The following is a 25,204-nucleotide window of genomic DNA, read 5'->3' as shown; positions in this document are numbered from 1 at the left end:
ATAAAATTACCTCGCCGAAAAACGGCTGTTTCACCGATTCTTTTTATTCCCGGACGCATCTGTTGCTTCCGAAAGACGGGTATCCGGAAGGACAGCGTCTTGCAATAAAAAAACACGTACATTTGTGCGACGAAAAAGCACTTCCCAAATGAGCAATACGCCCGCCTACAAAATCCTCCTGGTGGACGATGATCCCGACATTATTGAATTACTGCAGTATAACCTGGAAAAGGAAGGCTACGAAATCGAAGCTGCCTCCGACGGGAAGAAAGCGGTAGAGCTGGCCCGGCAGTTTGCTCCGGACCTGGTGCTGCTTGATATCATGATGCCCCAGCAGGATGGTATTGAGACGGCCCGTCAGCTTCGGGAACTACCTGAATTGAAAAATGCTTACATCCTGTTTCTGACGGCCCGTTCGGAAGAGTATTCTGAGATTGCTGCGTTTGAAATCGGCGCCGACGATTACATTACCAAGCCCATCAAGCCCCGCGCGCTGATGAGCCGGATCAAGGCTCTTTTCCGCCGGGAAGCCCAGAAAACCGATCCGGGAGACCGCATCGAAACCGCCGGCCTGTCGATCAACCGGCAGAACTATACGGTCACCGGCGAATTCGGGTCGGTCGTCCTCCCGAAAAAAGAATTTGAACTCCTCTTTTTCCTGGCGCAGTATCCCAACAAGGTTTTCAGCCGGGAAGAACTGCTTCAGCGTATCTGGGGTGCTGATATTTATGTACTGGAACGGACGGTCGACGTCCACATCCGGAAACTCCGGGAGAAAATCGGAGAATCCTACATCAAAACCCTGAAAGGCGTTGGCTATATGTTCAACGACGAACAGGAATAACCGGACAGGAAGTGCGCGGCACTTCCTTTTTTCTGGACCATGTCTCCGCTCAACCCCAAAGTCATTTCCATTATCCTGGCCGTGCTGGTTTCGGCTATCACGTCAGGATTTCTGTGGTTTATACCCGGCACGCCGGGGGGCGCTATTTTCGTTGCCGGAGCGACGTCCTTTTTTGCTACGCTGATTCTGACGTTTTATGTGCTGGATTACCTCATTTTTGAGGAAATCAACAAGATATACGACACCATTCAGCGGCTGAAACTGAAGGATTTCAACTTCTCGAAGAAGAAGGTAGCCCGCAGCGAAAATCCGCTGAAGAAACTCAACAACGAGATCTTTATTTATGTCGCCAAAAAGCAACGCGAAATCGATGAGCTCAAGCGCATGGAACAGTTCCGCCGGGAATTTCTGGCCGACGTTTCCCACGAGTTGAAAACGCCGATTTTCGCCGCGCAGGGATTTATCCACACGTTGATCGACGGCGCCAAGGACGATGAGAAAGTCCGGGACAAGTTTCTCCAGAAAGCCGCCAAGAGCCTAGACGGCCTCGATGCGCTCGTCGCCGACCTCCTGACGCTCTCGCAAATCGAAGCCGGGGAAATCAAGATGCACCGGGAGCGGGTAGACCTCGTCCGGATTACGCACGAAGTCATTGAGCAGCTCGAAACCAAAGCCCATAACCGGGATATCCGCATCAAGCTGACGACTCCTTCGGATCAGATCTGGGTCAAAGCCGACGGCTACCGGATCTCCCAGGCGCTCACCAACCTGATCGACAACGCCATCAAGTATGGCCGCGACGGTGGCAAGGTGTTCGTGACGTTCGAAGAAGACAAAAAAGACTGGCAGATTGAAGTCCGCGACGACGGTCCCGGTATCCCGCCCGAACACCTCAACCGTATTTTCGAGCGCTTTTACCGGGTGGAAAAGTCCCGGTCCAAAGAAAAAGGAGGTACCGGTCTGGGTCTGGCGATTGTCAAGCACATCGTCAACGCTCACAAATCCAAGATTACTGTGATGAGCCGGGTGGATAAGGGTACGGCGTTTACGTTTAAGCTGGATAAGGTGGAGTAGAGGTACTTCTCTCGAACAACGAAAAACCCGGCGGTGAGACCGCCGGGTTTTTCGTTAACCTGCTTTTTTCGCCTTGTACCCCTTCTGAATCAGCCAGGCCAGTATTTTTTCCCGGTGATCGCCCTGAACGAGGATTTCTCCGTCTTTGGCTGAACCTCCCACTCCGCAAAGCGTTTTGAGTTTTTTGCCCAGATCGGCCAGATCAGCCTCCGTACCGGTAAAACCGGTTATAAGCGTTACCTGCTTGCCTCCGCGCTGCTTTTTGTCGAGCTGGACGCGCAGGTTCTGCTGCGCCGGCGGGAGGGTTTCTGCTTCTCCGGCGTCATCCGACTGGTATTGAAAATCCGGATCAGTCGAATACACGACTCCGGTGTAGTTTTTCTTCGCCATAGATGTAAAGTTTAGAGTTTTAGAGTTTAGAGTTTAGGGTTCAGAGCAGGGAGACGCGCCCCAACTCTAAACCCTAAACTCCCAAACACTAAACTTTATGCCTTATTCGCCGTACAACGCCGCCCGCTGTTCTTTCGTCCGGTTGTCGGTGAGGTAGTCGTCAAACGTGGTCAGCTTGTCGAGGCAGCCGTTCGGCGTCAGCTCGATGATCCGGCTCGCGACAGTCTGGGTAAGCTGGTGGTCATGGCAGGCAAAGAGCATGACGCTGTTGAATTCTTCCATACCCTTGTTCAGCGCCTGGATCGATTCCAGGTCAAGGTGGTTCGTCGGCTCGTCGAGCAACAGTACGTTTGCCCCGGAGAGCATCATCTTCGAAAACATGCAGCGCTGCTTTTCGCCTCCGGAAAGTACCGTACATTTCTTCAGGGCTTCTTCGCCTGAGAAGAGCATACGGCCGAGAAAGCTCCGCACGAAGGTTTCATCCTTTTCAACGGAGTACTGCCGGAGCCAGTCCACGAGGTTGAGGCTGCCGTCCTGAAAATACTTGCTGTTGTCGTTGGGCAGGTAGCTCTGCGACGTGGTTACGCCCCAGCTGAACGTACCGGTTGTCGGCTTCCGTTCGCCCATGAGAATATCGAACAACGCGCTCACCGCCAGGCCGTCCTTGCTGAGGAAGGCAATTTTCTGGTCGTTGAGAACGGTGAAGCTGAGGTTTTTGAAAAGAACGGTACCGTCTTCGAGGACATAGCTGAGGTTCTCGACATTGAGTACCTGGTCGCCGATTTCACGTTCGGGCTTGAAACCGATGTACGGATAACGGCGGCTGGAAGGCTTGATCTCGTCGACCTGCAGCTTATCCAGCATTTTCTGCCGGGCGGTAGCCTGCCGGGACTTGGCCACGTTGGCCGAGAAGCGGCGGATGAATTCTTCGAGTTCTTTCCGCTTTTCGTCGGCTTTCTTGTTCTGATCGGCCTTCTGGCGGGCAGCCAGCTGGCTCGATTCGTACCAGAAGGTATAGTTACCGCCGTAGATCTGGATCTTGCCGAAGTCGAGGTCGGCGATATAGGTACAGACGTTATCAAGGAAGTGCCGGTCGTGGCTGACCACGATCACCGTATTCTTGAAGTTCATCAGGAATTCTTCCAGCCAGAGGATGGAGTCGATGTCAAGGTTGTTCGTCGGCTCGTCGAGCAGCAGGATATCCGGGTTACCGAAGAGCGCCTGCGCGAGAAGTACTTTCACCTTCTCGGACGGGTTCATATCCGCCATGAGGGTATAGTGCATATCCTCCCGGATACCCAGACCGGAGAGCAGGGCAGCCGCATCGGACTCCGCCTCCCATCCGTTCATTTCGGCAAATTCAGCCTCCAGATCAGCGGCCCTGTTGCCGTCGGCCTCGGTAAAATCCGCCTTCGCATAGATGGCGTCTTTCTCCTGCATGACTTCATACAGCTTGCTGTTGCCCATGATGACGGTATTAAGTACCGTCTGGTCGTCATAGGCATTCTGGTTTTGATTCAGAAAGGACATCCGCTCGCCCGGATCCAGCGACACGGTGCCGGTAGTCGGCTCAATCTCTCCCGAAAGAATTTTGACGAATGTCGACTTCCCTGCTCCGTTGGCCCCGATCAGACCGTACACGTTGCCGGGAACGAATTTCAGGTTGACGTCTTCAAAAAGAACCCGCTTCCCAAACCGCAGGGAAATATTATTGACTGAAAGCATTCGGATTTCTGGTTTTCAAGCCGCAAAGGTACGGATTTCCACGCGTTTCCGGACGGAAGAGACGGATAAAATAGCCGGTTTACGACGTTTCGCGGGAGAGTGGCCGACAGCTGTTAAGTCATTCTTTCCGTTGGCTCGGTATTCACCGCCACTTGCTCATTATCAATAGGGTATTATAGCAAAAAAACGGTATTTGGCTGACCTATTTGTGGTTAGGTGGAATTCCTCAAAAAACGCGATCTGGTTTCCGATCGCGTTTTTTCTTGGTTCTTTCTGATCTTTGCGGGATCACTATGCATTCATCCACGCAACAGGTTCTGGAACGATTCGGCGGGTACGTCCGGGTACGCGTTTGCGGTATCGCGGTCGATGGCAACCGCATCCTGGTCATCCGCCACCACGCATTGCTGCACGACGGCCCGTTCTGGGCGCCGCCGGGTGGCAGCGTTGAATGGCAGGAGCCCCTGCCCGACGCCCTCCGCCGGGAGTTTTCGGAAGAGACAGGATTGATTGTCCGCATAGGCGACCTCCTGGCTATCAACGAGTTCATTCATCCTCCCCTGCATACGCTGGAACATTTTTTCCGGGTTTATCCCGAAAGCGGTACGGCCGCACTCGGGTCCGATCCGGAATTTGCCGAGCCCATTATGGAAGAACTGACGTGGATGCCCTGGGCCGATCTACAGGCGCTGCCCGAAAGCCATGTACACCCTTTTCTCCGGTCTGCGGCCTCTCCCGCCGAACTTTGCTCCTTCCGGGGCTATATCCGGCAATCTGTTTAAGTTATGGCGGAACTGACTCCTTCTTTTTTGCTGCGGCAAAAATTCCCGTTTCAACCTACTTCCGGGCAGCTCGAGCTCTTCCGGCTGATGGATACCTTTCTGGCAAACGACGATGCACAGGCATTTCTGCTCAAAGGCTACGCCGGTACCGGAAAAACGACGCTGATCAGTACGCTCGTCCGCTGCCTGCCGAAACTCGGGTACCGGACGGTCCTCCTCGCCCCCACCGGTCGCGCCGCCAAAGTCATGGCTACCTATGCGAAAAAGCGGGCCATGACTATCCACAAAAAAATCTACCGGCAAATGGCCAATCCGTTTACAGGCGGGTTGGAATTCCGGCGACAGGCGAACAAACACAGCGAGACGGTATTCATCGTCGACGAGGCCTCGATGATTGCCGATGACACCGATTTCACCGGCCTGAACGGACTCCTGACCGATCTCATCGAATATACTTTCGGGAACGAAGAAGGCGGTCCGAATAAACTCCTCCTCGTCGGGGATCTTGCCCAGCTGCCGCCCGTCGGGAAAGACGAAAGTCCGGCGCTTATGGCCGACTATCTCCGGGATAATTTCCACATGGACGTCATGGAAGTGGAGCTGACAGAGGTAATGCGGCAGGATCAGGAATCAGGTATTCTTTACAATGCGACGCATTTACGGGAGATTTTGTGGGATAAAGTACCGGAAATCAAGCTATTCACCCGCAAGTTCAGGGATGTGTACCGGATGACGGGCGACAAACTGGAAGACGGCATTACCTATGCCTACCGGAAGTATGGGGAAGAAAATACGATCGTCATCACCCGGTCGAACAAAACCGCCGTGGCCTATAACCGGTACATCCGCGTCCGGATCAAGTACCTGGAAGATGAAATTTCGACGGGCGACCGCCTCATGGTCGTGCGCAACAACTATACCGTACTCGACGAAGATTCTCCCGCGGGCTTTCTGGCCAACGGGGATTTTGTGGAAGTCCTGAAAATCCGGAACTATGAAGAGCAGCACGGCCTGCGGTTTGCCAATTGCCTGCTGCAGTTGTCGGACTACCCCGATCAGCCGTCGTTCGACGCTAAAATCACACTCAATACCCTCGACAGTCCCTCTCCCGCCCTTACCAAAGACGAAAACCGGATGCTATACGAGGGCGTTTCCGCTGATTACGAGCACGTCGTCTCCAAAAAGGAGCGCATGCAGGAAATCCGCAAAGACCCGTACCTCAATGCGCTTCAGGTAAAATTCGCCTATGCCCTGACCTGCCATAAATCACAGGGCGGACAGTGGAGTGCGGTGTTTATCGATCAGGGATACCTCACCTCCGAGCAGGTTAATGCCGAGTTTATCCGCTGGCTGTACACGGCTGTTACCCGGGCGAGCCTGGAGGTGTTTTTGGTGAATTTTCACGGGGATTTTTTTGAGTGAGGGAGCAACGCGTCACGTTGTCGGGCTTTAAGCCGTAGGCTATAAGCAATAGGCATAGGCGAGAACACCAGCCGCCGCTTATTGCCTATAGCTTACCGCTTAAAGCCTAATATAGCCTAAAGCTCCACCTTACTTCTTCCTCCCATCCTGCAACGAATACGCTGCCGCTTTTTGCTGCAGCATATCCAGCCATTGCATGCGGCGGGGGGCCGAGGCTTCGGTGAGTTCTTCCTGTACCTTGTTTTCCTGGTAGTCGGCCAGGTCGAGCAGGAGGTCTTTCAGCAGATCGAGGCGGTCAGCGCCGAGGATTTCCTGGAAACGGGCGTCGATGACCTGGGTACAGACTTTCCACTCCAAGGTAAACCGGGCCCCTTTGTTGGTGATTTTAACGAGCACAGACCGGGCGTCGTCCGGGTGCTTCTCCGTCTCCACATATCCCTGCTCCTGCAGCTCTTTCACAATCTTGCTGACTGCCTGCTTGCTGATGCCGATGTGAGCGGCCAATTCGTTGATCGTAGAGCCATCTACGTTCACGTGCACGAGCAGGATCAGGTGGCCCAGGCGATAGGATTCATATCCGGCCTGTACCAGGTGTTCACTGGAAATATCGACCACCAGGCGGAAGGCCCGGCTGAGTAATCGTCCCAAAATCCGGCTCTTCTGCGCCTTAAACTCCTCGAGTTGTTTTTTCAGTTCTTTGTCCATCGTCCGTCTCGAAAAATTCAGGGAAAGGCATCCTTTCACCCGAAAAACTCCTTTTAATGGAATTTTAATGTCACTGAGAAAAATACAATACCAGTTATGAATCTTTCAGTTTCGGAAATTTTCTCTTTTTCCGACCCTTCCGCATCCACCCCTCACACATAACTGATTTACAGAACACTACACTCTTTATAATATATATACCTGCTGCCATAGCTTCCGGAACAGGTATACCACCAACGAATCCGCTACAAAAATAGTTATAAAAAAATAATAGTCAACCAACTTGACTTTTTTAGTCAACCAAGTTTACATTTGCATTGTCAATTTGGTTGACTATCTGACACCTGCCGACGAATCCCTTTTTGAAAACAAACAATAAATGATCAGCACATGGCCACGCCAGAACAATCTTCCTTCCGTAAACTGTTGCCCCGCATCATCCTGCTTGTCGTCCTGGCAGTAGGCGCCTGGTTCGGGTTCTCAGCCTATCAGCATGCTCAGGCATTTGAGGAAACCGACAATGCGCAGATTGAAACCTACATGGTACCCGTTCTGCCGCGCATTTCCGGTTACGTAAAATCAGTTAGTGTTAACGATTACGACAAAGTCGAAAAAGGTCGCCTGCTCGTCGAAATCGACGACGCCGAATATCAGCTTCAACTCGCTGAAATGGAAGCCACCTACCGCCAGATGGAAACGGACGTGGAAAACGCCCGCGCCAGCCTCCGCAACGCCGAGCTGACCATCAAGGCACAGGAAGCCAACCTGAAAGCGACGGCCATCCGTCGCGACAAAGCGAAACAGGACGCTGACCGTGACGCCCGCCTCCTGGCCGACAAGGCTATTACCCGCAAGCAGGCAGACGACAGCCGCAACGGCCTCGATGTACTCGTACAGCAATACGACGCCGGTCAGGCCGATATCGTTGCTTCCCGCTCGCGCCTGGACATCCTCCGCACCGGCATCGCGAAAGCGCAGGCCTCTCTCCAGGTACAAAAAGCCAAAATCGACGAACAAAAACTGAAGCTGACCTATTCGAAAGTATTTGCTACTTCTTCAGGCCGGATCGGCCGTAAAAACGTTGAGTCCGGTCAATATGTACAGGCAGGACAGACGCTGATGACCGTCGTGCAGGACAGCACGATGTGGGTCGTTGCCAACTTCAAGGAAACCCAGGTCGAAAACCTGCGTATCGGCGCCGACGCCACCATCACCGCCGATGCCTTCCCGAATGAGAAAATGAAGGGCAAAATTGTATCGTTCAGCGAAGCAACGGGCGCCAAGTTTTCCCTCCTGCCTCCCGATAACGCCTCCGGTAACTTCGTGAAAGTAACCCAGAAGATCCCGGTGAAGATCGAGATTGAAAACCTTCCGAAATACCGCGGACTGCTCCGTGCGGGTATGAACGTGGAGGTGAGTGTGAAAATCAAATAATCGGTTTTCAGTTTAGGGTTTACAGTTTTCAGTTGTTGCATCCATCACTGAAAACCGTAAACAGAAAACTGAAAACTGATGCCAGTCACCCTAACATCTCTCATAACATGGCATCCTATCCCACCGGATTTAATCGGGCGATTATTGTCGCGACGGCGATCTCGGCGGCCATCATGGAGTTGATTGATACCACGATCGTAAACGTGGCCCTCAACGAAATGGCCGGCGCTCTGGGCGCGACGATTGAAGATATTGCCTGGGTAGTGACATCCTATGCCATTGCCAACGTCATCATTATTCCGATGACCAGCTTCCTGGCCGAGTACTTTGGCCGGAAGAATTACTACCTGACATCGATTATCATCTTTACCATTGCCTCGTATTTCTGCGGGCAGGCTACCAGTCTCTGGGAGCTCGTTGTCTGGCGGTTTGTACAGGGTGTCGGCGGCGGTGCGCTGCTTTCCACCTCACAGTCGATCATCTTTGACGCCTTCCCGCCTGAGAAACGGGGTATCGCGTCCGGGATTTTTGCGATGGGGATTATCCTTGGCCCGACCTTCGGTCCGGTACTCGGCGGGGTTATTGTCGAAAACTACCACTGGTCAAATATCTTCCTGGTTAACATCCCGGTTGGTATTCTTGCCGCGATCCTGACTATTCTCTTTATCGCAAAAAAAGAAGGAGAAGGTACCCGGAAACACCTCATTACGATCGATTACCTCGGCATTATCCTGCTGATGGTCGGCGTCGGCTCGCTTCAGTTCGTCCTCGAAAAAGGAGAATCGGAAGACTGGTTCGACTCCCGCCTTATCACCAGCCTGAGTCTTCTGGCGGCGGTCGGGATGATCGGTTTTATCTGGCGGGAACTGACAACGTCCCACCCGGTAGTCGACCTCCGGGTCATGGGCAAAGGTACCCTCGGCGTCACGACCATTTTCAGTTTTGTGGCAGGTATCGGGCTTTTCACCGCCATGTTCGTGTACCCGGTTATGGTACAGCGGATTAACGGATATACGCCAACGATGACGGGCCTTTCCCTCCTCTGGCCAACGCTGATCGGGGTATTCATGATGCCGATCGTCGGGCGGAGGTTATCCGCCGGCGCGTCTCCGCTCCCGTTTATTATTACCGGAATCTGCCTGATGATTGCCTTCGGTTTTTATGGCGGGACCTTTAATGCCGACGCCAGCCAGTGGCAGTTCTTCCCCGCGCACATGCTCCGGGTGCTCGGCATTTCCCTGCTGCAACTGCCGCTGACAAACCAGGCCGTAGCCGGTCTGACGCCCAAAGAATACCCGAACGCCATCGCGATCAACAACATGATCCGGCAACTCGGGGGAGCCTTTGGGGTAGCCCTGGCCAACAACTTTGTTGCCATCCGCTACGCCCAGCACCGCTCCGATCTGGTGAGCAATCTCTACCCGGGCAACCCGCTGCTGACCGAACGGCTGAATGCCATGGGCGGCGCAACCATGCGGGCTTACCGGATGCTGGAACTGGCGGTCGACAAACAGGCCTACATGCTTTCGTACCTCGATACTTTCCGGATTGTCGGGGTGTTTTTCCTGCTCATCCTGCCGCTGGTGGTGATGCTGCGTCAGAAAAAGAAAAAATCCGCCGAAGAAATCGCCGCTGCCGCGGCTGCTATGGCGGAAGCCCACTAAAAAACGGGAGGCGACTCCCGCTTTTCACTCCAAAAGATTTTTTCCGATGAAATACCTTCCATTCCTGGCTGTCGGATTATTCACTACTTCGGTGGCCTTCGGCCAGCAGTCGAACGAAGCTGCACTCAGCGGACTGATCCGCCAGTCGTTCGACTACTACCCCAAACTAAAAGAGCAGCAGCAGGCCATTTCCCTCGGCCAGACCAAAACCAAAATCGCGGAAGCAGCACGCCTGCCGACGGTCGGCAGCGATGCGTCCTACCAATACGTCTGGCCGCTTCAGCAGGTTCAGTTTTCACTGCCCGGCGTAGGCGACCGCTCGATTCAGTTCATGCCCCGGAACAACTACAACGTAGGCATTTCGGCCAGCCAGACGGTCTATGATTTCGGGAAAGACGCCGCACAAATCGACAAGACCAAGACCGAAACATTGCTTTCTGTCGAGAACCTTGAAACGGCGAAGCATCAATTGGCGTATCAGGTAGCACAGCTCTATTTCGGCGTGGTGTACCTGCAAAAGGCTATCCGGGTGCAGCGTTCCCAGGAATCACTCATCAACGCAACCGCCAAAGTCATCGAAGACCGGATCAAAAGCGGCGATGAAATCGACTATAACCTTGTGGCAACCCGTGTGCGTTACAAAAATGTAGCAACCCGTATTGTAGACCTGCAAAACCAGCTCGACCGCCAGTTTATCGCGCTCGGCTCCCTGGTTGGCAAGGATGTCCATCCCGACGTCGATACGACGGCTTCCTTCGATTGGAAAGCCCTTTCACTGACGGAAGACCCGCAAACGCTGGCTCAGTCCAACAACCCGGACCTTCGCCTGGCCCGTATGCGGGAGCAGGTTGCTGAGAAAGATATTGAAGTGGCGAAGGCATCAAAAATGCCGAGCCTGTCGTTGAATGGGGCAGCCGGTTTCAAAAACGGCATCCAGCCGGAAATCGAGCAGTTTCGCTTTAACGGCGGCGTGGGCGTGAAGATCTCCGCTCCGATCTACGCCGGCAAGCGCTACCAGCTGCAGGAAGAACTGGCCCGGAAAAACCTGCAGATGAACCAGTACAGCACTGAAAACGCCAAGCTGGGTGTGCGTACGCAAATCAGTCAGGCGCTGTCGGAACTGCAATCTGTAACCGAGAAGCTGAAACTCTCCGACACGCAACTGCAGGAAGCCCGCTATGCGCTGAAACTGGCCGACGTCCGGTTCCAGAACGGCGTTATCACGCAGCTGGAAATTCAGTCGGCTCAGACCGCCGTTGAAGAGGCCGAGTTCCAGCAAATCCAGTTTTTGTACCAGCAGGCCCTGGCTCGTCTGGAGCTCAACCGGCTCGCGGGAACAAAAATCTGGTAAGCCTCCGGATCAAACTTTTACCCGAAATTTTGATCTAAGAGATATAAACTATTTTGCTCGTTGATCCGTTATTTCCTATATCCCCTGTAAAAGCCATGCATACTACTTTCTATCAATCAAAGGTGGTCGACACCATCCGAAACATGGTCACCGAGCACTTTTTTATTAATCCCGAGTTTTTTCGTTTGAATCGAACTTTCAGGAATGACTTCGGGTTTAATAGTTTAGAAATGACCGAGTTAGTTGTAATGATTGAACAACAATTCGGAGTCCAGTTACCGGATGAGGCGTTGGAAAATGTGCGGAATGTAAGTGATCTGGTTCGCCTGACGGAACAGAGCCTTGTTCGGGTAACTGCATAGAAGAAAAAGACAGATAGGTTGAAGGTTGAACGATGATTACCGGCCTGCTTTGCGGGTCGGTAATTTTGTTTTATGCCCCTTCCGTTTCCTCCCTCCCGCTCTCTCCCGGCCCGCTTTTTGCCAGCATCCCTCAAATCCCACTTCCCGGAATAATTCAAAACGGAATATTATTCTGGCGGGTGGCTTTTGGTCGTTGGTTGTCGGCTTTAAGCAATAAGCTATGGGCTGTAAGCAGTGGGCTGTAGCTTCAGGTCTTAAGCTGTAAGAGATAATAACATGATCCACTTTTCAATGAACCCAGTCGCCAGCATGCCTAAAGCCTATTGCCTACAGCTTAAAGCCGCAAGCTGACAACCGACTGCCGATAGCCAACAAAAAAGCCGCCTGACTTTCATCAGGCGGCGGGTTGGTTGGCTTAGTTGTTGATTGTGATGAATGCTGCGGAAAGCCGTGGATCAGGCCACGATGACTTTTCCAAGGATATCTTCGACCGGCGTCAGCGAGAGGTCCCAGGCGTCTGCTACGCCTTTGTAGACCGTCTTTCCGTGTACGATGTTCAGTCCTTTCTTGAGTTCTTCGTTGTCGCGACAGGCTTTCTTCCATCCCTTGTTGGCCAGTTGCAGTGCATACGGCAGGGTGGCATTGGTCAGCGCGAGGGTAGAGGTATAGGGTACCGCTCCCGGCATGTTAGCGACGCAGTAGTGAACGATGTCGTCGACCACAAAAATCGGATCCTGGTGCGTCGTGGCGTGCGACGTTTCGAAGCAACCGCCCTGGTCAATGGCCACGTCGACCATCACCGTACCCGGCCGCATCAGTTTCAGCATGTCTTTCGTGATGAGGAACGGAGCCTTGGCGCCGGGGATCAGCACGCCGCCGATGATGAGATCGGTATGCTGGACAAGCTGACGCAGGTTGTACTCATTTGACATCACGGTGTCGACGTTGGCCGGCATGATGTCTTCGAGGTACCGGAGGCGCTGGAGGTTTACGTCAACGATCGTTACGTTGGCGCCGAGACCGGCGGCCATTTTCGCGGACTGGGTTCCGACGATCCCGCCGCCAAGCACGAGGACGTTGGCAGGTTTCACCCCGGCTACACCGCCGAGCAGGATACCGCGGCCACCCATCGGTTTCTCGAGGTATTTCGCTCCTTCCTGTACCGCCATCCGGCCGGCTACTTCACTCATCGGAATCAGCAGCGGCAGGCTGCGGTCCGCTTTTTCCACCGTTTCATAGGCCAGGCAGACCGCGCCGCTTTCGAGCATGGCATGGGTCAGTTCTTCCGACGAGGCAAAGTGGAAATAGGTAAAGAGAAGCTGGTTGGCCTTGATGAGGGGATACTCGGATGCGATCGGCTCTTTTACTTTCACGATCATTTCCGCGATGGCATATACTTCTTCGATCGTGGCGAGAATGGTAGCTCCTGCGCCGGTGTAGTCTTCGTCACTGATACCGCTGCCGATACCCGCTGTGCTCTGCACATACACCTCGTGCCCGTGTTTCTTCAGCTCGGCTACTCCGGCCGGTGTGAGGGCAACCCGGTTTTCATTGTTTTTGATTTCTTTGGGGACACCAATAATCATGTGCGTATCTGTTTTGGTTCTTGACGAAGTACAGGACGGAAACCCGCCCGCCGGCGGTCGTACCGGATCACGCTGCAAATTTCCTGCATCTAGAATTATTTTCTCCGATACCCATTTAAATAAGAATTTTATTGCCCGGTATTGACCCAATATTGATTTTTTTTCTCCCAACCTGATATATTGCACATCATTCCCCGAAAATTTTTCTGAGTGAAATTTCGCCTATTTTTACAAACCAAAACTTAAACTATGGAACTGGATTCTACTGATCGGTTACTTCTGAATCTTCTACAGGAAAATGCGCTCCTCACCGTGCGCGAAATGGCGGAAAAAGTCCATCTCAGTATCACCCCCGTACACGACCGGATCAAGAAACTGGAAAATCAGGGTATCATCGAGAAATACGTGGCCCTGGTCAACCGCAAGCGGATCGGCCGCGCGATGATGGTGTATTGTTTCGTGACGCTCGACAAGCAGCGAAGGGAAGGGTTTCAGGAGTTCAACGAGGCCATCCGGCAGCTGCCCGAAATCCTGGAATGCTCGGTGGTTTCGGGAAATTTTGACTACCTGCTGAAAATTGTCGTCGCCGACATGGAAGCCTACAACACCTTCTACCAAAGCAAGCTGAGCGTACTCAGCAGTGTTTCGCACATGAGCAGTTCGTTTGTGATGGAAGAAGTTAAAAGCACTACCCTGCTCAACCTCTGACAGACAGCCGCCAACGCGGGAATCGGGGCTAAGTTCTTGTTTTTAATGACCTTAGCACTGCAAAACTGCCTTCGTCGCTACTTTTGCTCGGTTTATCTCAGATTGCCCGCCGGGCTTTCGGCACCTGTCTAATTTAGTTGAACAGTCTTGTTCAGAAAACGGTCCGCTGCGCAAACACGGCGGACCGTTCTTCGGGACGCTCAACCGTATTCCCCATGTACAAAAAAATAGCCCTGGTATTCGGCTTTTTTACCTTTTCCTCTACCCTTTTTGCTCAGAAAGCGACTGAAGTACTCACGCTGGAAAACGCAGTGGCTACGGCTCTTGAACGGAACTACGCAATCAAGGTCGCCAAAACCCAGGTGAAGCTCGCCGAAAACGACAATACCCGCGGGAATGCCGGTATGCTCCCGACGGTTATCGGCACGGCGCAACCGAACGCGACGCTCAACAATACCAATCAGACTTTTTTCGACGCCGTACGCCCTCCCCTCGAACAGCGCGGTATTCTCAATCGCTCACTTGCCGCGTCGGTACAGATGACATGGACGCTTTTCGACGGGATGAGTATGTATATTCTCAAAAACCGCCTCGAAGAGCTCGTTAAATCCGGTGAAGCGCAGGCGCAGGTTACCCTCGAAACAACCGTCGCGAACGTTGTCAATACCTATTATACCGTCGTCCAGCTTGCGCAGCAGGTACGGACGTATGAAGACGCCCTGGTTATCTCCCGGGAACGCCGCCGCCTGGCAAAAGACCGGTTTGATATCGGGCAGGGTTCGAAAGTGGATTTTCTGAATTCTCAGGTTGATTTCAATGCCGATACGTCCATCCTCATCGCACAGCGGCAGGTACTGGTCAACACCAAGACACAACTCAATCAATTACTGGCACGTGATCTGGGAACGGACTTCCGGACGGCAGATACCCTTCTGCTCGAACGCAACCTGATTTTTGAATCGCTTCGCGAACAAACGTTGAGCCAGAACCCGCAGCTGATCGTCGCCCGTTACAACAACCGCGTCGCCAATCTCGACATCAAAAACCAGCAGGCGCTGCTCTGGCCGACGGTCGACCTGCTCACCAGCTATGCCTACAACGCTCAGTGGAACGGCGGTTCAGGCTTCGGGGTGAAAAGCGGCAACAGTACCAACCTTGTCGGCGGGATCCGCCTGAGCAGTACCATCTTCGACGGTCTCAACCAGCGCCGCCGGATTCAGGGCGCCCGCATTACCGAGGAGATTACCCGCCAGCAGGAAGAAGACCTGAAACTGCAACTGCTTTCCAACCTGGAGCAAACCTATGCCAGTTACCGGAATAATCTGAATCTGCTGGACCTGGAGTATCAAAACCTGTCCGTGGCTCAGCAGAACGTCCGCATCGCGTTCGACCGCTACAAGATCGGCGTAACCGGCTCTCTGGAGCTCCGGGAAGCGCAGCGCAATGCCGTCGCAGCCGAAACCCGGCTGATTCAGGCGCAATTCAATGCCAAGCTATCCGAAGTAGAGCTGATGCGGTTGAGCAGCCAGATTGTGAAGTAGTCAGTTTGCGGTTTTCAGTTTTCTGTTTTCAGTTTTGGATGGCTGTATGGAATGTGATTTGGCTAACATCAAAGAGAAGGGCGGCTCCGTGCTATCGGAGCCGCCCTTCTCTTTGATGGGTATTGCTTTCCTCAAAATCCGGCGATTTGCGTGGATTGACGGATGGTTTGGTAGATCATTTCACCAAACTGCGTCCGGATGTTGAGCTGGCCGATCTTGCCGTTGTTTCGGGTCGGATACACGCGGTTTGACAGGAAAATGTACATCATCCGGTCCTGCGGCTCCACCCAGACAAACGTTCCCGTAAAGCCCGAGTGACCGAAACTGAGCGGCCCGGCCGACGGAGGTCCGGAAAGGCCCGGCTTTTTGCGGTCCGGCTTGTCGAAGCCGATTCCGCGGCGGCTGTTTACCTCCACTGGAAACGGATAGGATGTCCACTGCTTAATGGTCTGCTCCCGGATAAACCGCTGGCCGCCGTATTCGCCTCCGTTGAGGTACATCTGATACAGCTTGCCGAGGTCGTTCGCATTCCCGAATAAACCCGCATGACCGGAAATTCCACCCATCATGGTTGCACCTTCATCGTGTACCCGCCCGTGAATCAGTTCTTTCCGGAACAGCGAGTCGTACTCCGTCGGAACGATACGGTCAAGGCTATACGCCGTACGCGGGTTATAGGTGAGCGTGGTTGCCCCCATCGGCTTGTAGAAGGTATTTTTCAGGTAGTCTTCCCAGTTTTCACCAGCCAGTCGCGCCACAATCTGCGGATAGAGGTAATAGGAAAGATCGCTGTAAACATATCCCTGCTTCGGGTTTACCGGCGAGTCTTCGATCTGCTTCAACAGCTTCTTTTTATACCGGCGGTGCAGGAACAGGTGATCGGCTACCGCAATCGGGTATTTCCGGCTTTGTTCGGTGCTGAAGGTCTTCCGTTTCCAGCCGCTGGCCCGGGTAGAGTCCAGGCAGGTTTGCCAGAAAGGTATCCATGCCTTCAATCCCGCCTGGTGCGTCAGGATATCAATCAGTTTCAGGGAAGCCTTGTTTGATTTTTTCCATTCCGGAAGCAGTTCGCCGAGGGTCATATCCAGCCGGAACTTGCCTTCATCCTGCATCCGCATCAGCGCCAGCACGGAAGTACTGACTTTGGTTACAGAAGCGAGGTCGTACAGGTCCGACTCACGTACTGCCTGATTGCTCTCATAGGTATGCTTGCCGTAGGCTTTCTTGAAAATAACCATACCGTCTTTCGCCACGAGTACCGAAGCTCCGGGGTATGCCTTCGCGTCAAGTCCCTGGTTGACAATGGAATCCAGACGGGCGTTCAGCAACCGGGAATCCACTCCCACTGCTTCCGGCAGGCCATACCGGAAACGGCCCATCTGTTGTACCGTCAGACCGTCGCCAAATTTGAATTGGGTATTGACCGTCACCGGCAGCTGGCCGTTCGCACCGATACCCCCTCCGACGAGCTGCGCCGCCAGTTCCTGCATCACAGTCGTTTCCTGATACGTCACAACGAGCGCTTTCGACTTTTCAATACCCGGCAGTTTGTCCAGTACATAGGGGTTACCGAAAAACAGGTACGCTGCGTTCGGCATACCCACAAACGCATTGGCAAGCTTCAGGTTTGCCTCCGGCCACGCATTTGCGGAGCGCATGAAGGGGCTATGCAGGGCAACGACTACCACATCGTATCCGGCGAGCTTCGCTTTCACCGCAGCGAGTTGCTCGGCTGAGGTTTTTACATCTACCCGGAAGGTATCCACCGGCAGGTAGTTCAGCAGCATCGCCTGTTCGGCTGTCGGGTTAACAGGACCTTGCGCCGGCGCACCAACGCTGATAGCGGCTACTTTGGCTGTCGCCAGGTTTTTGAGCGGCAGTACTCCGCCTTCGTTCCGCAGTACTGTCAGACTGCCCTCGGCGAGTTTGCGGGCAAGCGCCTCGGCAGTCGGTTTGTTCAGATCAGCAAGCAGGTTATTCAGCGGCGCGGGCTGGTAATGATCCAGTCCGAGCCAGGCTTTGGCCCGCAGTACGCGCAATACCTTTTCGTCGAGGTCCTGCATCGGAATTTCTCCGGAAAGCACGGCGCTCTTGATGGCCTGAAACATCGAAGGCACATCGGCAAACGTCTCCAGTACATCGTTTCCGGCGAGAAGCGCCTTCACACCCGCCACGCCGGGAGGAAAATGCTTGGCGACGCCCTGCATATCCATGGCATCGGTAAAGATCAGGCCTTCAAAACCCAATTCCTTGCGCAGCAGGCCGGTAACAATAGGCTTGGAGAGCGTCGTCGCCTGCTTCGGCGTCGGGTCGAGGGCCGGAACACTCAGGTGGGCAACCATCACGCCGTTCAGGCCGGATTGGATCAGCTTCCGGAACGGAAACAGTTCCACCGAGTCGAGCCGCGCGCGGGAATGGCTGATAACCGGCAAGTCAGCGTGGGAATCCACGTCGGTATCCCCGTGCCCCGGAAAGTGTTTTGCCGTGGTGATCAGGCCGGCATCCTGCATGCCTTTCATGTAGGCCGTAGCCCGGCGGAGTACTTCGGTCTGGTTTTCCCCGAACGACCGGAAGCCGATGACGGGGTTATTGGGGTTATTGTTGACGTCGGCGACGGGCGCGTAATTGATATGAATTCCGGCCCGGCGGCATTGTTCTCCGATCTGTTTCCCCATGCGGTAAAACCAGTCGTCATTTCCCCGGATCGCTCCCAGCGTCAGCGCGTAGGGATAGCGTATGGTACTGTCGAGGCGCATGGTCAGCCCCCATTCGAGGTCTTCCCCCATCATCATCGGAATAGCCGAAAGGCCCTGCAGTTCGTTGATCATGGCCGTCTGCCGGGTAGGCTGGTTGGCAAACCATACCAGACCGCCGATTTTGTAGTCCCGCACCCAGGCAGTCAGTTTGTCGCGGTCATACGGCGCATTGGACGTATTGGCGCGCGGCATGAGCAGCTGGCCAATTTTTTCGTCGAGAGAAAGACGGGCGAAAACCGAATCGGCCCAGCGCTGGTTGCCGGTGGTAAACGGCTTCTGCGCAGAGGCGGAAAGACCGGCCAGTAAAACAGAAAAGAGGAGGAGAAAACGTTTCATGCAGGCAAAAATAAGGCAAAAGCGCCACTTTACTGCCGAAATATACTGCGCCTTTCTGCATGTTTGGGCGTTTATTTGCCAATTTTTCATTTGTGTCGACAAACAAAAAGCAGGGCACGACGACCCTGCTTTTTGTGAATGACCTGTGGCAACGGCTATTCTGCCGGAACCGACACTTCAATCGCCCGGATTTCTGCTGCCGACAGTTCCGAAAAATGCCGGATCACGCGGTCAGCCTCAATCAGGTCTTGCCCCAGCGTATGCTCACTGGCGTAACCGATGCAATACAGGCCGGCCGCTTTCGCCGCACGGATGCCATTGGTCGAATCTTCGATGACGATGCACTCGTTTTTCGGCGCTTTCGACAGCGACGCCGCCTGCAGAAAGATGGCCGGATCGGGCTTGGATTTCGGAAAGTCTTCGCCGCTGACGATATCCGTGAAATACGGATAAAGTCCGAAACGCCGGAAAATACGCCCGATCGTCACTTTAGCTGACGACGACGCCAGGATAAGCTGGATGCCGTTGGCGTAAAGGTCTTCGATCAGCGTCCGGACGCCGGGCAGCAGATCGAGGTCTTCCTTTTCATCAAAAGCATTATTAAAAATAGCACGCTTGCGGTCAACCAGCTCAGCTACAGTACCTTCCACACCAAATTCATCCTTGATGCGCTGGTAGACATTGCGGGTAGATTGTCCGGTAAAGGTGACGTACTTTTCGGTGGGAATTTCGATGCCGAGTTCATCAAAATGGCGGAAGAAAGCATATCGATGGACCGGTTCGGTGTCAACTATCACCCCGTCCATATCGAAAATTACAGTACGGATCATCGTTCTCTGTTTGGGAAGACACAAAGATACAAAAGTGCCTGCCCGTTCGTTGCCGAACCGCCTGTCCTATTTTATCTTCGTTCCGACACCGCCGGCTGTATTTTCGTCACTCACGAGTCCTCCCATTCCATGAAAAAAGCACTACTCCTGCTTCTGCTCTCCTGCTCCGCCTTTGCGCAGAAACCCCGTAAACAAACTGACCGGTTTGCCGGCCTTGATACGGCCTTCAACCGTGCCTTAAAAGACTGGAAAGCAGCCGGTTTCGCCGTCGCGGTAGTCGAGAAAGGCCAGGTCGTCTACGCCAAAGGCTTCGGCTACCGGGATGTCAGCCAGAAACTACCCGTTACGCCTCAGACCCTTTTCGCCATCGGCTCCTGTACCAAGGCGTTTACGTCGTCTCTGGTAGGGCTGCTCGAAAAAGAAGGAAAGGTAGACCTCGACAAACCGGCGCATACCTACCTGCCGGAACTGACGTTCGCGCAGGAGTCACTCACCAAACAGGTTACCCTCCGCGACATGATGTGCCACCGGACGGGCCTCCCGCGCTACGACCTCTCCTGGTACCTCAACGCCGGCAGCCGCGACAGCCTGCTTGCCCGCATCGCGTTTATGGAACCTACGGCTCCGCTCCGCCAAACCTGGCAGTACAATAACTTCATGTTCCTGGCACAAGGCTCCCTTACGGAGAAGCTATGGGGAAAATCCTGGGAGGACAACATCCGGGAAAAACTCTTTCAGCCGCTGGCTATGAATACTTCGGGCTTCAGTCTTGCCGATTTCCGGAAAAGTACGGACGCTTCGCTCGGATATGCTGAAGTCGGCGAAAAAGACACGAAACCGCTGGATTACTATCCGATTGTCGGAATGGGCCCGGCCGGCAGTATCAACAGCAATGTTCTCGACATGGCGCAGTGGCTCCGGCTCTGGATTGCCGGCGGCAAGCTCGACGGCAAAGAAATTCTCCCGGCCGGATATGTTCGCGAAGCCATGTCACCGCAGATGACAATGGGCGGCGGCGTGCCCGATAAAAGTCAGCCGGGCCTCTCCTTCTCTGACTATGGTTTTGGCTGGATGCTCAGTTCCTACAAAGGACATTACCGCGTATAGCACGGCGGAAACATCGACGGCTTCAGTGCCAGCACGAGTTTCTTTCCGACCGACAGCCTCGGAATTGTTGTCCTTTCGAACCAGAGCAACTCGGCCGTTCCGGGGATTATCCGGAACCTGATCGCCGACCGGCTGCTGAAACTGGAGTATCAGGACTGGAACGGCGCACGCCTGGCTGTGATCCGTAAGGCACGGAAAGACGAAGAATCTGTTCAATCCGTTGATCTTGAAAAGAAGGGCACCCGCCCCAGCCATGCTGCAGCCGACTATGCCGGCAATTTCCACAGCGGTGCTTTCGGAACATTCCAGGTACTGGTGAAAGGAGATTCTCTTTTTCTCCAGACCCGGCGGGAGAAATTCTGGCTCCGGCACAAGCAATACGATGTATTTCAGCCGATTAGCATCCGTCCGAAAATCGATACAACCGACAAGGGATCCATCCGCCTGCAGTTTCAGACAGGTGTAACGGGCGATATCGAATCATTCCTCGGCTATGGGCTGGAAGCAGCTGACAAGCCGTTTACCTTCACCCGGGTGCCCGTTGTACAGCAACTCACTGCCGATGATCTCAAAAAATACACCGGCGAGTTTCTCCTGGCAGGTATGACGATCAAGTCCTACATCAAAAACGACCATACGCTGTACCTCTTTGTACCGGGACAACCGGAGTATGAACTTGCCTCTACCGGGAAAGATCAGTTTAAGTTAATCAAACTGGACGGCTACAGCGCCCGCTTTGAGGTTCCGGACGGCAAGGAAGCGGTTTCTGTCACATTTATTCAACCCAACGGTAATTTCAAAGCCGTCCGCAAAACCAAATAGGCATGAAACCACGCATTCACCTGATTACGCTGGGCGTCGCCGACCTGCCGCGGGCGCTTGCCTTTTACGAAGAAGGACTGGGGTGGAAAAAATCACCCGACAGCAATGAAAATGTCGCCTTTTTTCAGCTGGGCGGCGTTGTACTCAGTCTTTTCCCCCGCCACCTGCTGGCCGCCGACGCGGGTATCGACCCCGCAGGCACAGGATTTTCAGGCCTGACGCTGGCCCATAACACGGGCTCGGAAGCGGAAGTAGACGAAGTCATGGCCGAAGTAGCACGACTCGGAGCTACCATCGTCAAACCTGCCGAAAAAGTATTCTGGGGCGGGTACAGCGGCTATTTCCGGGACCCCGACGGGCACCTGTTTGAAGTCGCCTACAATCCGTTCTGGCCTTTTGACGACCGGGGCCATATCGCCCTGCCCTGACATGCACTACCGGACGATCCCTCCGTCGCCGGCACTGGCCGGTTTTGTCCGCTTCTTCTGGGTACTGGAGGGAGCGCCGGACGGGATCTACCATCACCGTACCCTGGCAGATGGATGCGCCGAAATGGTGTTCCATTACCAGGGGCGGTTTGACGAATGGTACGGAGCGGGCACGGAGAAGTCGTTCACCTCGGGTATACACGGGCAATCGAGCCGGTTCAGGCGGTTTTCTGTCGGAGAAGCCTTCGGTATTTTCGGAGTATACCTGTACCCGTATGCCGTTCCGCTGCTGATCCGCCAGCCGGCCTCTGATCTCACGAATGAGATGCCGGACCTTGGCTCGGTTTTCGGGAGGGAAGGCAGGGCGCTGGAGGAACGCATGATGCTGGCGGTGGATACAGACCAGCGGATAGCCATCGTTTCATCATTCCTCGAAAAAAGATTCCGGGAGAAGGCTCCGCAACCCGGTGTTTTTTCCTGTATCCGGTCTGTCATTGAAACCCGCGGAATGACCCGCATCGAGTTGCTGGCGGATGCCTGTTCACTCTCTCAGCGCCAATTCTCACGGAAATTCCACGAGTATGCCGGCTTTTCGCCCAAGCTGTTTTCCCGTATTATCCGGTTTCAATCTGCTATCGCACATCCGGAAACGTTTGAGTCGCTGACGGAACTTGCCTACCGGTGCGGGTACTACGATCAGTCGCATTTCATCCATGATTTCCGGGAATTTTCCGGATTTCATCCCGGTCATTTCTTTTTCCGGGAAAATGAGGCTACCGGCTGGATGGGCTGGTGAAATGTCCGTTTTTTCCAATTTCCGGAAGAAGCGCGATCCGAATTTTGGACCTCAACCAACTACTTCACTACCATGAACATTCCCAATGGTCACCAGGCAGTCATGCCGTACCTCATTCTGAACGGTGCGCCGGCGTTCATCGCTTTCACGCAGGAGGTCTTCGGTGCAACGGAACAGTTTCGCCGCCAGCGCGACGAGCACACGATCATGCACGCAGAAATCCGTATCGGTAACAGTACCATTATGTTTGCGGATGCTACGGAGCAGTATCCACCCGTTACCGCGCACTTGTTTGTCTATGTGGAAAACGCCGATGACGTCTATGAGCGCGCGCTGAACGCCGGCGGCAGTACTGTCATGGAGCTTTCCAATCAGGACTATGGCCGCACCTGCGGCGTCGCCGATCCGTTCGGAAATACCTGGTGGATAACGTCAGTCGCCTGATACCTGCTATAGGCAATTGTGGCTTCCTGTAAGTCTGTTTCAGCGTCTAAAAAACCGCGATTGCCGTATTTTTTAGACGCTGATTCTGTTTCTTTACCAGCCTAATCAGGTTTCTTCTACGCCGTATTTCCTTCCCTTCCTACTCGGCGTTTCGCTGTTTTTTTTAATTCAACGCCTTTTGGCGAATTATTTCCGCGATTTGGCCGCCCGGCACTGCCGGCCTTCTCCCTGGCAGGTATTGCTGCCTATTTTTGAGTCATTCACGGCAATTCGAGACCAGTTCCCTTTCTACCGTCCACCTATCCAAACTTAAATGTAAAGTACGCTTATGCGTTTCATTCAATTGACTGATGAAGAGCGGGCGCAACTGGCCCGCCTGGCCAAGCGCAGCCCCAACGCCAATGTCCGCAAGCGGAGTCAGTGCATACTCCTCTCGTCGAAGGGAGTCAGTACGACCGTTCTGATGCAGGTATTCGCTGTTTCCCGGATTACCCTCTACCACTGGTTCGACAAATGGGAGGAAAAGCGTTACAACGGGCTGGTAAATCAAAGCGGGCAGGGAAGAAAAGGTAAACTTGTCCGGGTACCGGTCGACTGCCTCGAGAAAATCGTTGCTCAAAACAAAAACAACCTTGTCAAAACGCTGAAGGATATCCAGGCGAACTATGGCATTACCTGCCACACGATTACGCTTCGCCGTCACCTGCAGCGGACCCGCCTCCGCTGAAAGTCAGCAAAAAGGGCCGAAGCGCGTTGCTCCGGCCCTTTTTCCGTCTGAAAGAGTGAATACTATTTACCGCCGAGGGATTTCCACAACGCTACGGCATAAACCAGCCGCTGGCCCTGCAGTTGCACAAGCTGGCGCTCCGCGTCTATCGTCGTACGCTGTGCGTCAAGGACATCCAGGTAGGTTGTCAGCCCTTTGGCATACACTTCACGTACCAGGCGTTCGGTCTGCCGGGCGCTTTGAATCACGGCCTGCTGGTTGGTCAGCTGGGTTTCGAGATCACGGATATTATCGAGTGCTACCTCCGCCTCACGCTGAGCGGTAACTACCTTCTGATCTACCGCCAGTTTCGCGGTTTGTACCTGCTGACGGGCGAGGTTGATGTTTTCCCGGTTCCGCTTGCCTTCGTAGATAGGAAAGCTCGCTCCGGCGCCCACGGTATAGGTGTAGCTCGTCGGATACAGTACCTTTTCGATGGTACCGCTTTGCAGACCGCCTGATCCGAGGAGGTTGATCCGCGGCTTCAGGGCTGTCCGGGCAATGCCTACCTGTACATCGGCGGCATTGGTCAGCAGGTCAGACTGCTGGATATCCGGCCGGCTGCGGAGAAGATCCACCGTGATGTTCTCATAGGTCGGCGTAGCATACTCCGGCAAAGTAGCTGGTGTGAGGCTGTATGCGCCAACATCCTGACCGGTCAGGATTGCGAGGCCGTTGGTCAGCTCGTGCCGGCTGCGTTGCAGAGCCGTCTGCTGGGTTTTAAGACCGGCGATTTCGGTTTCTGCCCGGCGGACATCCATTTCACTGGTCAACCCGATCCGGAAACGCTCACGAACTACCGCCAGAACAGAATCCCGGGAAGACAGCGTACGGGTAAAAACCTGCTGTTCGGCGTCATTGGCCCGAACGAGGGCATATACCCGGGCGATTTCCGAGGCAATAGCCAGGCGGGCAATCCGCACGTCTGCTTCGGACACCTGGGTCTGAATCTGAGCCAGTTGCACGCCCTGACGCAGGCGTTTGAAGAAATCGAGCTCAAAGCTGGCGTCTACCGGAATCTGAAAGGTACTGACCTGCACGCGCTGCACGTTGACATTGGCAAACTGTACCGGCCGGTTGGGAGAAAGGCTCTGCGTCTGAACAAGGGGGTTTCCGCGGACAGTCGGCTTGAGGAACGATTCTGCCACCCGCACCCGCACCCGGGCTTCGTCGACCCGGCTGACGGCATTTTTAACATCCGGGCTGAAAGCCAGCCCTTTGTCGATAAGGTCACTCAGGACGGGGTCCGCAAAAGGCCGCCCTTCCTGCGCACGTGCCTGCAGCACGGTTACCGAAAGGAAAGCCAGTACTAGGATGGAACGATTCATGCG

Annotated in this window: 23 protein-coding genes; 16 read left to right on the top strand and 7 right to left on the bottom strand. The window is 54.1% G+C overall.

What is annotated here, in order from left to right; genetic code table 11:
• Nucleotides 1-148: 148 nt before the first annotated feature.
• On the top strand, nucleotides 149-844 hold the full coding sequence (locus BLR09_RS19060) for a response regulator transcription factor (protein WP_093205917.1): 696 nt from the start codon (nucleotides 149-151) through the stop codon (nucleotides 842-844).
• A 39-nt stretch (nucleotides 845-883) separates the two neighbouring features.
• On the top strand, nucleotides 884-1,918 hold the full coding sequence (locus BLR09_RS19055; protein WP_093205915.1) for a sensor histidine kinase: 1,035 nt from the start codon (nucleotides 884-886) through the stop codon (nucleotides 1,916-1,918).
• A gap of 54 nt (nucleotides 1,919-1,972) precedes the next feature.
• Here the strand turns inward: BLR09_RS19055 and BLR09_RS19050 are convergent, their stop codons facing one another.
• A complete protein-coding gene (locus BLR09_RS19050) occupies nucleotides 1,973-2,308 on the bottom strand; it encodes a translation initiation factor (RefSeq protein WP_093205913.1) in 336 nt (111 codons plus the stop codon).
• A 102-nt stretch (nucleotides 2,309-2,410) separates the two neighbouring features.
• The gene (locus tag BLR09_RS19045) at nucleotides 2,411-4,033 is read right to left on the bottom strand and encodes an ABC-F family ATP-binding cassette domain-containing protein (RefSeq protein WP_093205911.1); all 1,623 of its coding nucleotides are present in this window, start codon (nucleotides 4,031-4,033) and stop codon (nucleotides 2,411-2,413) included.
• 293 nt (nucleotides 4,034-4,326) lie between these two features.
• Between BLR09_RS19045 and BLR09_RS19040 the strand changes: the two genes are divergently transcribed.
• Together BLR09_RS19040 and BLR09_RS19035 are read left to right on the top strand one after the other, a co-directional pair.
• Entirely contained in the window at nucleotides 4,327-4,815 is a 489-nt protein-coding gene (locus BLR09_RS19040; protein WP_093205909.1) for an NUDIX domain-containing protein, read from the top strand.
• Nucleotides 4,816-4,818: 3 nt separating this feature from the next.
• Nucleotides 4,819-6,237, top strand: a complete 1,419-nt coding sequence (locus BLR09_RS19035; RefSeq protein ID WP_093205907.1) for an ATP-dependent DNA helicase — start codon at nucleotides 4,819-4,821, stop codon at nucleotides 6,235-6,237.
• A 129-nt stretch (nucleotides 6,238-6,366) separates the two neighbouring features.
• Here the strand turns inward: BLR09_RS19035 and BLR09_RS19030 are convergent, their stop codons facing one another.
• Nucleotides 6,367-6,942, bottom strand: coding sequence for a MarR family winged helix-turn-helix transcriptional regulator (locus BLR09_RS19030; protein ID WP_093205905.1), 576 nt, complete (start codon nucleotides 6,940-6,942; stop codon nucleotides 6,367-6,369).
• Between the two features lie 390 nt (nucleotides 6,943-7,332).
• Between BLR09_RS19030 and BLR09_RS19025 the strand changes: the two genes are divergently transcribed.
• The 4 genes from BLR09_RS19025 to BLR09_RS19010 all read left to right on the top strand — a co-directional run bounded on the left by BLR09_RS19025 (nucleotide 7,333) and on the right by BLR09_RS19010 (nucleotide 11,753).
• On the top strand, nucleotides 7,333-8,376 hold the full coding sequence (locus tag BLR09_RS19025; RefSeq protein ID WP_093205903.1) for an HlyD family secretion protein: 1,044 nt from the start codon (nucleotides 7,333-7,335) through the stop codon (nucleotides 8,374-8,376).
• Nucleotides 8,377-8,483: 107 nt separating this feature from the next.
• Nucleotides 8,484-10,040, top strand: a complete 1,557-nt coding sequence (locus BLR09_RS19020) for a DHA2 family efflux MFS transporter permease subunit (RefSeq protein WP_093205901.1) — start codon at nucleotides 8,484-8,486, stop codon at nucleotides 10,038-10,040.
• 46 nt (nucleotides 10,041-10,086) lie between these two features.
• A complete protein-coding gene (locus BLR09_RS19015; RefSeq protein WP_093205899.1) occupies nucleotides 10,087-11,391 on the top strand; it encodes a TolC family protein in 1,305 nt (434 codons plus the stop codon).
• A 95-nt stretch (nucleotides 11,392-11,486) separates the two neighbouring features.
• A complete protein-coding gene (locus BLR09_RS19010) occupies nucleotides 11,487-11,753 on the top strand; it encodes an acyl carrier protein (protein WP_093205897.1) in 267 nt (88 codons plus the stop codon).
• 455 nt (nucleotides 11,754-12,208) lie between these two features.
• Here the strand turns inward: BLR09_RS19010 and ald are convergent, their stop codons facing one another.
• Nucleotides 12,209-13,339 carry an alanine dehydrogenase gene (gene ald / locus BLR09_RS19005; RefSeq protein WP_093205895.1) on the bottom strand — a complete coding sequence of 377 codons (1,131 nt, stop codon included), beginning with the start codon at nucleotides 13,337-13,339 and terminating at the stop codon, nucleotides 12,209-12,211.
• 249 nt (nucleotides 13,340-13,588) lie between these two features.
• Here ald and BLR09_RS19000 point away from each other — a divergent pair, with 249 nt between their 5' ends.
• Nucleotides 13,589-14,047, top strand: a complete 459-nt coding sequence (locus BLR09_RS19000; protein WP_093205893.1) for an Lrp/AsnC family transcriptional regulator — start codon at nucleotides 13,589-13,591, stop codon at nucleotides 14,045-14,047.
• 215 nt (nucleotides 14,048-14,262) lie between these two features.
• Nucleotides 14,263-15,588, top strand: a complete 1,326-nt coding sequence (locus tag BLR09_RS18995) for a TolC family protein (protein WP_093205891.1) — start codon at nucleotides 14,263-14,265, stop codon at nucleotides 15,586-15,588.
• Between the two features lie 131 nt (nucleotides 15,589-15,719).
• Here BLR09_RS18995 and BLR09_RS18990 read toward each other — a convergent pair whose 3' ends face one another.
• Nucleotides 15,720-18,680 (bottom strand): serine hydrolase domain-containing protein, encoded by a 2,961-nt coding sequence (locus tag BLR09_RS18990; protein WP_093205889.1) that lies wholly within the window; start codon nucleotides 18,678-18,680, stop codon nucleotides 15,720-15,722.
• 155 nt (nucleotides 18,681-18,835) lie between these two features.
• Nucleotides 18,836-19,510, bottom strand: a complete 675-nt coding sequence (locus BLR09_RS18985; RefSeq protein WP_093206088.1) for an HAD family hydrolase — start codon at nucleotides 19,508-19,510, stop codon at nucleotides 18,836-18,838.
• Between the two features lie 129 nt (nucleotides 19,511-19,639).
• Here BLR09_RS18985 and BLR09_RS18980 point away from each other — a divergent pair, with 129 nt between their 5' ends.
• The 6 genes from BLR09_RS18980 to BLR09_RS18955 all read left to right on the top strand — a co-directional run bounded on the left by BLR09_RS18980 (nucleotide 19,640) and on the right by BLR09_RS18955 (nucleotide 23,834).
• Nucleotides 19,640-20,617, top strand: coding sequence for a serine hydrolase domain-containing protein (locus BLR09_RS18980; RefSeq protein WP_176785612.1), 978 nt, complete (start codon nucleotides 19,640-19,642; stop codon nucleotides 20,615-20,617).
• A gap of 177 nt (nucleotides 20,618-20,794) precedes the next feature.
• A complete protein-coding gene (locus BLR09_RS18975) occupies nucleotides 20,795-21,439 on the top strand; it encodes a DUF3471 domain-containing protein (RefSeq protein ID WP_176785611.1) in 645 nt (214 codons plus the stop codon).
• Nucleotides 21,440-21,441: 2 nt separating this feature from the next.
• On the top strand, nucleotides 21,442-21,867 hold the full coding sequence (locus BLR09_RS18970) for a VOC family protein (protein WP_093205883.1): 426 nt from the start codon (nucleotides 21,442-21,444) through the stop codon (nucleotides 21,865-21,867).
• Nucleotide 21,868: 1 nt separating this feature from the next.
• A complete protein-coding gene (locus BLR09_RS18965) occupies nucleotides 21,869-22,663 on the top strand; it encodes a DUF6597 domain-containing transcriptional factor (RefSeq protein ID WP_093205881.1) in 795 nt (264 codons plus the stop codon).
• A 72-nt stretch (nucleotides 22,664-22,735) separates the two neighbouring features.
• The gene (locus BLR09_RS18960) at nucleotides 22,736-23,107 is read left to right on the top strand and encodes a VOC family protein (RefSeq protein ID WP_093205879.1); all 372 of its coding nucleotides are present in this window, start codon (nucleotides 22,736-22,738) and stop codon (nucleotides 23,105-23,107) included.
• Between the two features lie 328 nt (nucleotides 23,108-23,435).
• Nucleotides 23,436-23,834, top strand: a complete 399-nt coding sequence (locus BLR09_RS18955; protein WP_093205877.1) for a helix-turn-helix domain-containing protein — start codon at nucleotides 23,436-23,438, stop codon at nucleotides 23,832-23,834.
• 62 nt (nucleotides 23,835-23,896) lie between these two features.
• Here the strand turns inward: BLR09_RS18955 and BLR09_RS18950 are convergent, their stop codons facing one another.
• Nucleotides 23,897-25,201 carry an efflux transporter outer membrane subunit gene (locus tag BLR09_RS18950; RefSeq protein ID WP_093205875.1) on the bottom strand — a complete coding sequence of 435 codons (1,305 nt, stop codon included), beginning with the start codon at nucleotides 25,199-25,201 and terminating at the stop codon, nucleotides 23,897-23,899.
• Between the last annotated feature and the right edge of the window lie 3 nt (nucleotides 25,202-25,204).

Origin of the sequence: Siphonobacter aquaeclarae (assembly GCF_900103285.1) — a bacterium.
GTDB classification, from domain to species: Bacteria; Bacteroidota; Bacteroidia; order Cytophagales; family Spirosomataceae; genus Siphonobacter; species Siphonobacter aquaeclarae.
Note: the sequence above shows the minus strand (reverse complement) of the source record. Positions and strands in the feature narration are given on the sequence as shown.

Coding starts and splice junctions, on each gene's coding strand:
- BLR09_RS19060 (WP_093205917.1), top strand. CDS start 149: ATGAGCAATACGCCCGCCTACAAAATCCTCCTGGTGGACGATGATCCC.
- BLR09_RS19055 (WP_093205915.1), top strand. CDS start 884: ATGTCTCCGCTCAACCCCAAAGTCATTTCCATTATCCTGGCCGTGCTG.
- BLR09_RS19050 (WP_093205913.1), bottom strand. CDS start 2,308: ATGGCGAAGAAAAACTACACCGGAGTCGTGTATTCGACTGATCCGGAT.
- BLR09_RS19045 (WP_093205911.1), bottom strand. CDS start 4,033: ATGCTTTCAGTCAATAATATTTCCCTGCGGTTTGGGAAGCGGGTTCTT.
- BLR09_RS19040 (WP_093205909.1), top strand. CDS start 4,327: ATGCATTCATCCACGCAACAGGTTCTGGAACGATTCGGCGGGTACGTC.
- BLR09_RS19035 (WP_093205907.1), top strand. CDS start 4,819: ATGGCGGAACTGACTCCTTCTTTTTTGCTGCGGCAAAAATTCCCGTTT.
- BLR09_RS19030 (WP_093205905.1), bottom strand. CDS start 6,942: ATGGACAAAGAACTGAAAAAACAACTCGAGGAGTTTAAGGCGCAGAAG.
- BLR09_RS19025 (WP_093205903.1), top strand. CDS start 7,333: ATGGCCACGCCAGAACAATCTTCCTTCCGTAAACTGTTGCCCCGCATC.
- BLR09_RS19020 (WP_093205901.1), top strand. CDS start 8,484: ATGGCATCCTATCCCACCGGATTTAATCGGGCGATTATTGTCGCGACG.
- BLR09_RS19015 (WP_093205899.1), top strand. CDS start 10,087: ATGAAATACCTTCCATTCCTGGCTGTCGGATTATTCACTACTTCGGTG.
- BLR09_RS19010 (WP_093205897.1), top strand. CDS start 11,487: ATGCATACTACTTTCTATCAATCAAAGGTGGTCGACACCATCCGAAAC.
- ald (WP_093205895.1), bottom strand. CDS start 13,339: ATGATTATTGGTGTCCCCAAAGAAATCAAAAACAATGAAAACCGGGTT.
- BLR09_RS19000 (WP_093205893.1), top strand. CDS start 13,589: ATGGAACTGGATTCTACTGATCGGTTACTTCTGAATCTTCTACAGGAA.
- BLR09_RS18995 (WP_093205891.1), top strand. CDS start 14,263: ATGTACAAAAAAATAGCCCTGGTATTCGGCTTTTTTACCTTTTCCTCT.
- BLR09_RS18990 (WP_093205889.1), bottom strand. CDS start 18,680: ATGAAACGTTTTCTCCTCCTCTTTTCTGTTTTACTGGCCGGTCTTTCC.
- BLR09_RS18985 (WP_093206088.1), bottom strand. CDS start 19,510: ATGATCCGTACTGTAATTTTCGATATGGACGGGGTGATAGTTGACACC.
- BLR09_RS18980 (WP_176785612.1), top strand. CDS start 19,640: ATGAAAAAAGCACTACTCCTGCTTCTGCTCTCCTGCTCCGCCTTTGCG.
- BLR09_RS18970 (WP_093205883.1), top strand. CDS start 21,442: ATGAAACCACGCATTCACCTGATTACGCTGGGCGTCGCCGACCTGCCG.
- BLR09_RS18965 (WP_093205881.1), top strand. CDS start 21,869: ATGCACTACCGGACGATCCCTCCGTCGCCGGCACTGGCCGGTTTTGTC.
- BLR09_RS18960 (WP_093205879.1), top strand. CDS start 22,736: ATGAACATTCCCAATGGTCACCAGGCAGTCATGCCGTACCTCATTCTG.
- BLR09_RS18955 (WP_093205877.1), top strand. CDS start 23,436: ATGCGTTTCATTCAATTGACTGATGAAGAGCGGGCGCAACTGGCCCGC.
- BLR09_RS18950 (WP_093205875.1), bottom strand. CDS start 25,201: ATGAATCGTTCCATCCTAGTACTGGCTTTCCTTTCGGTAACCGTGCTG.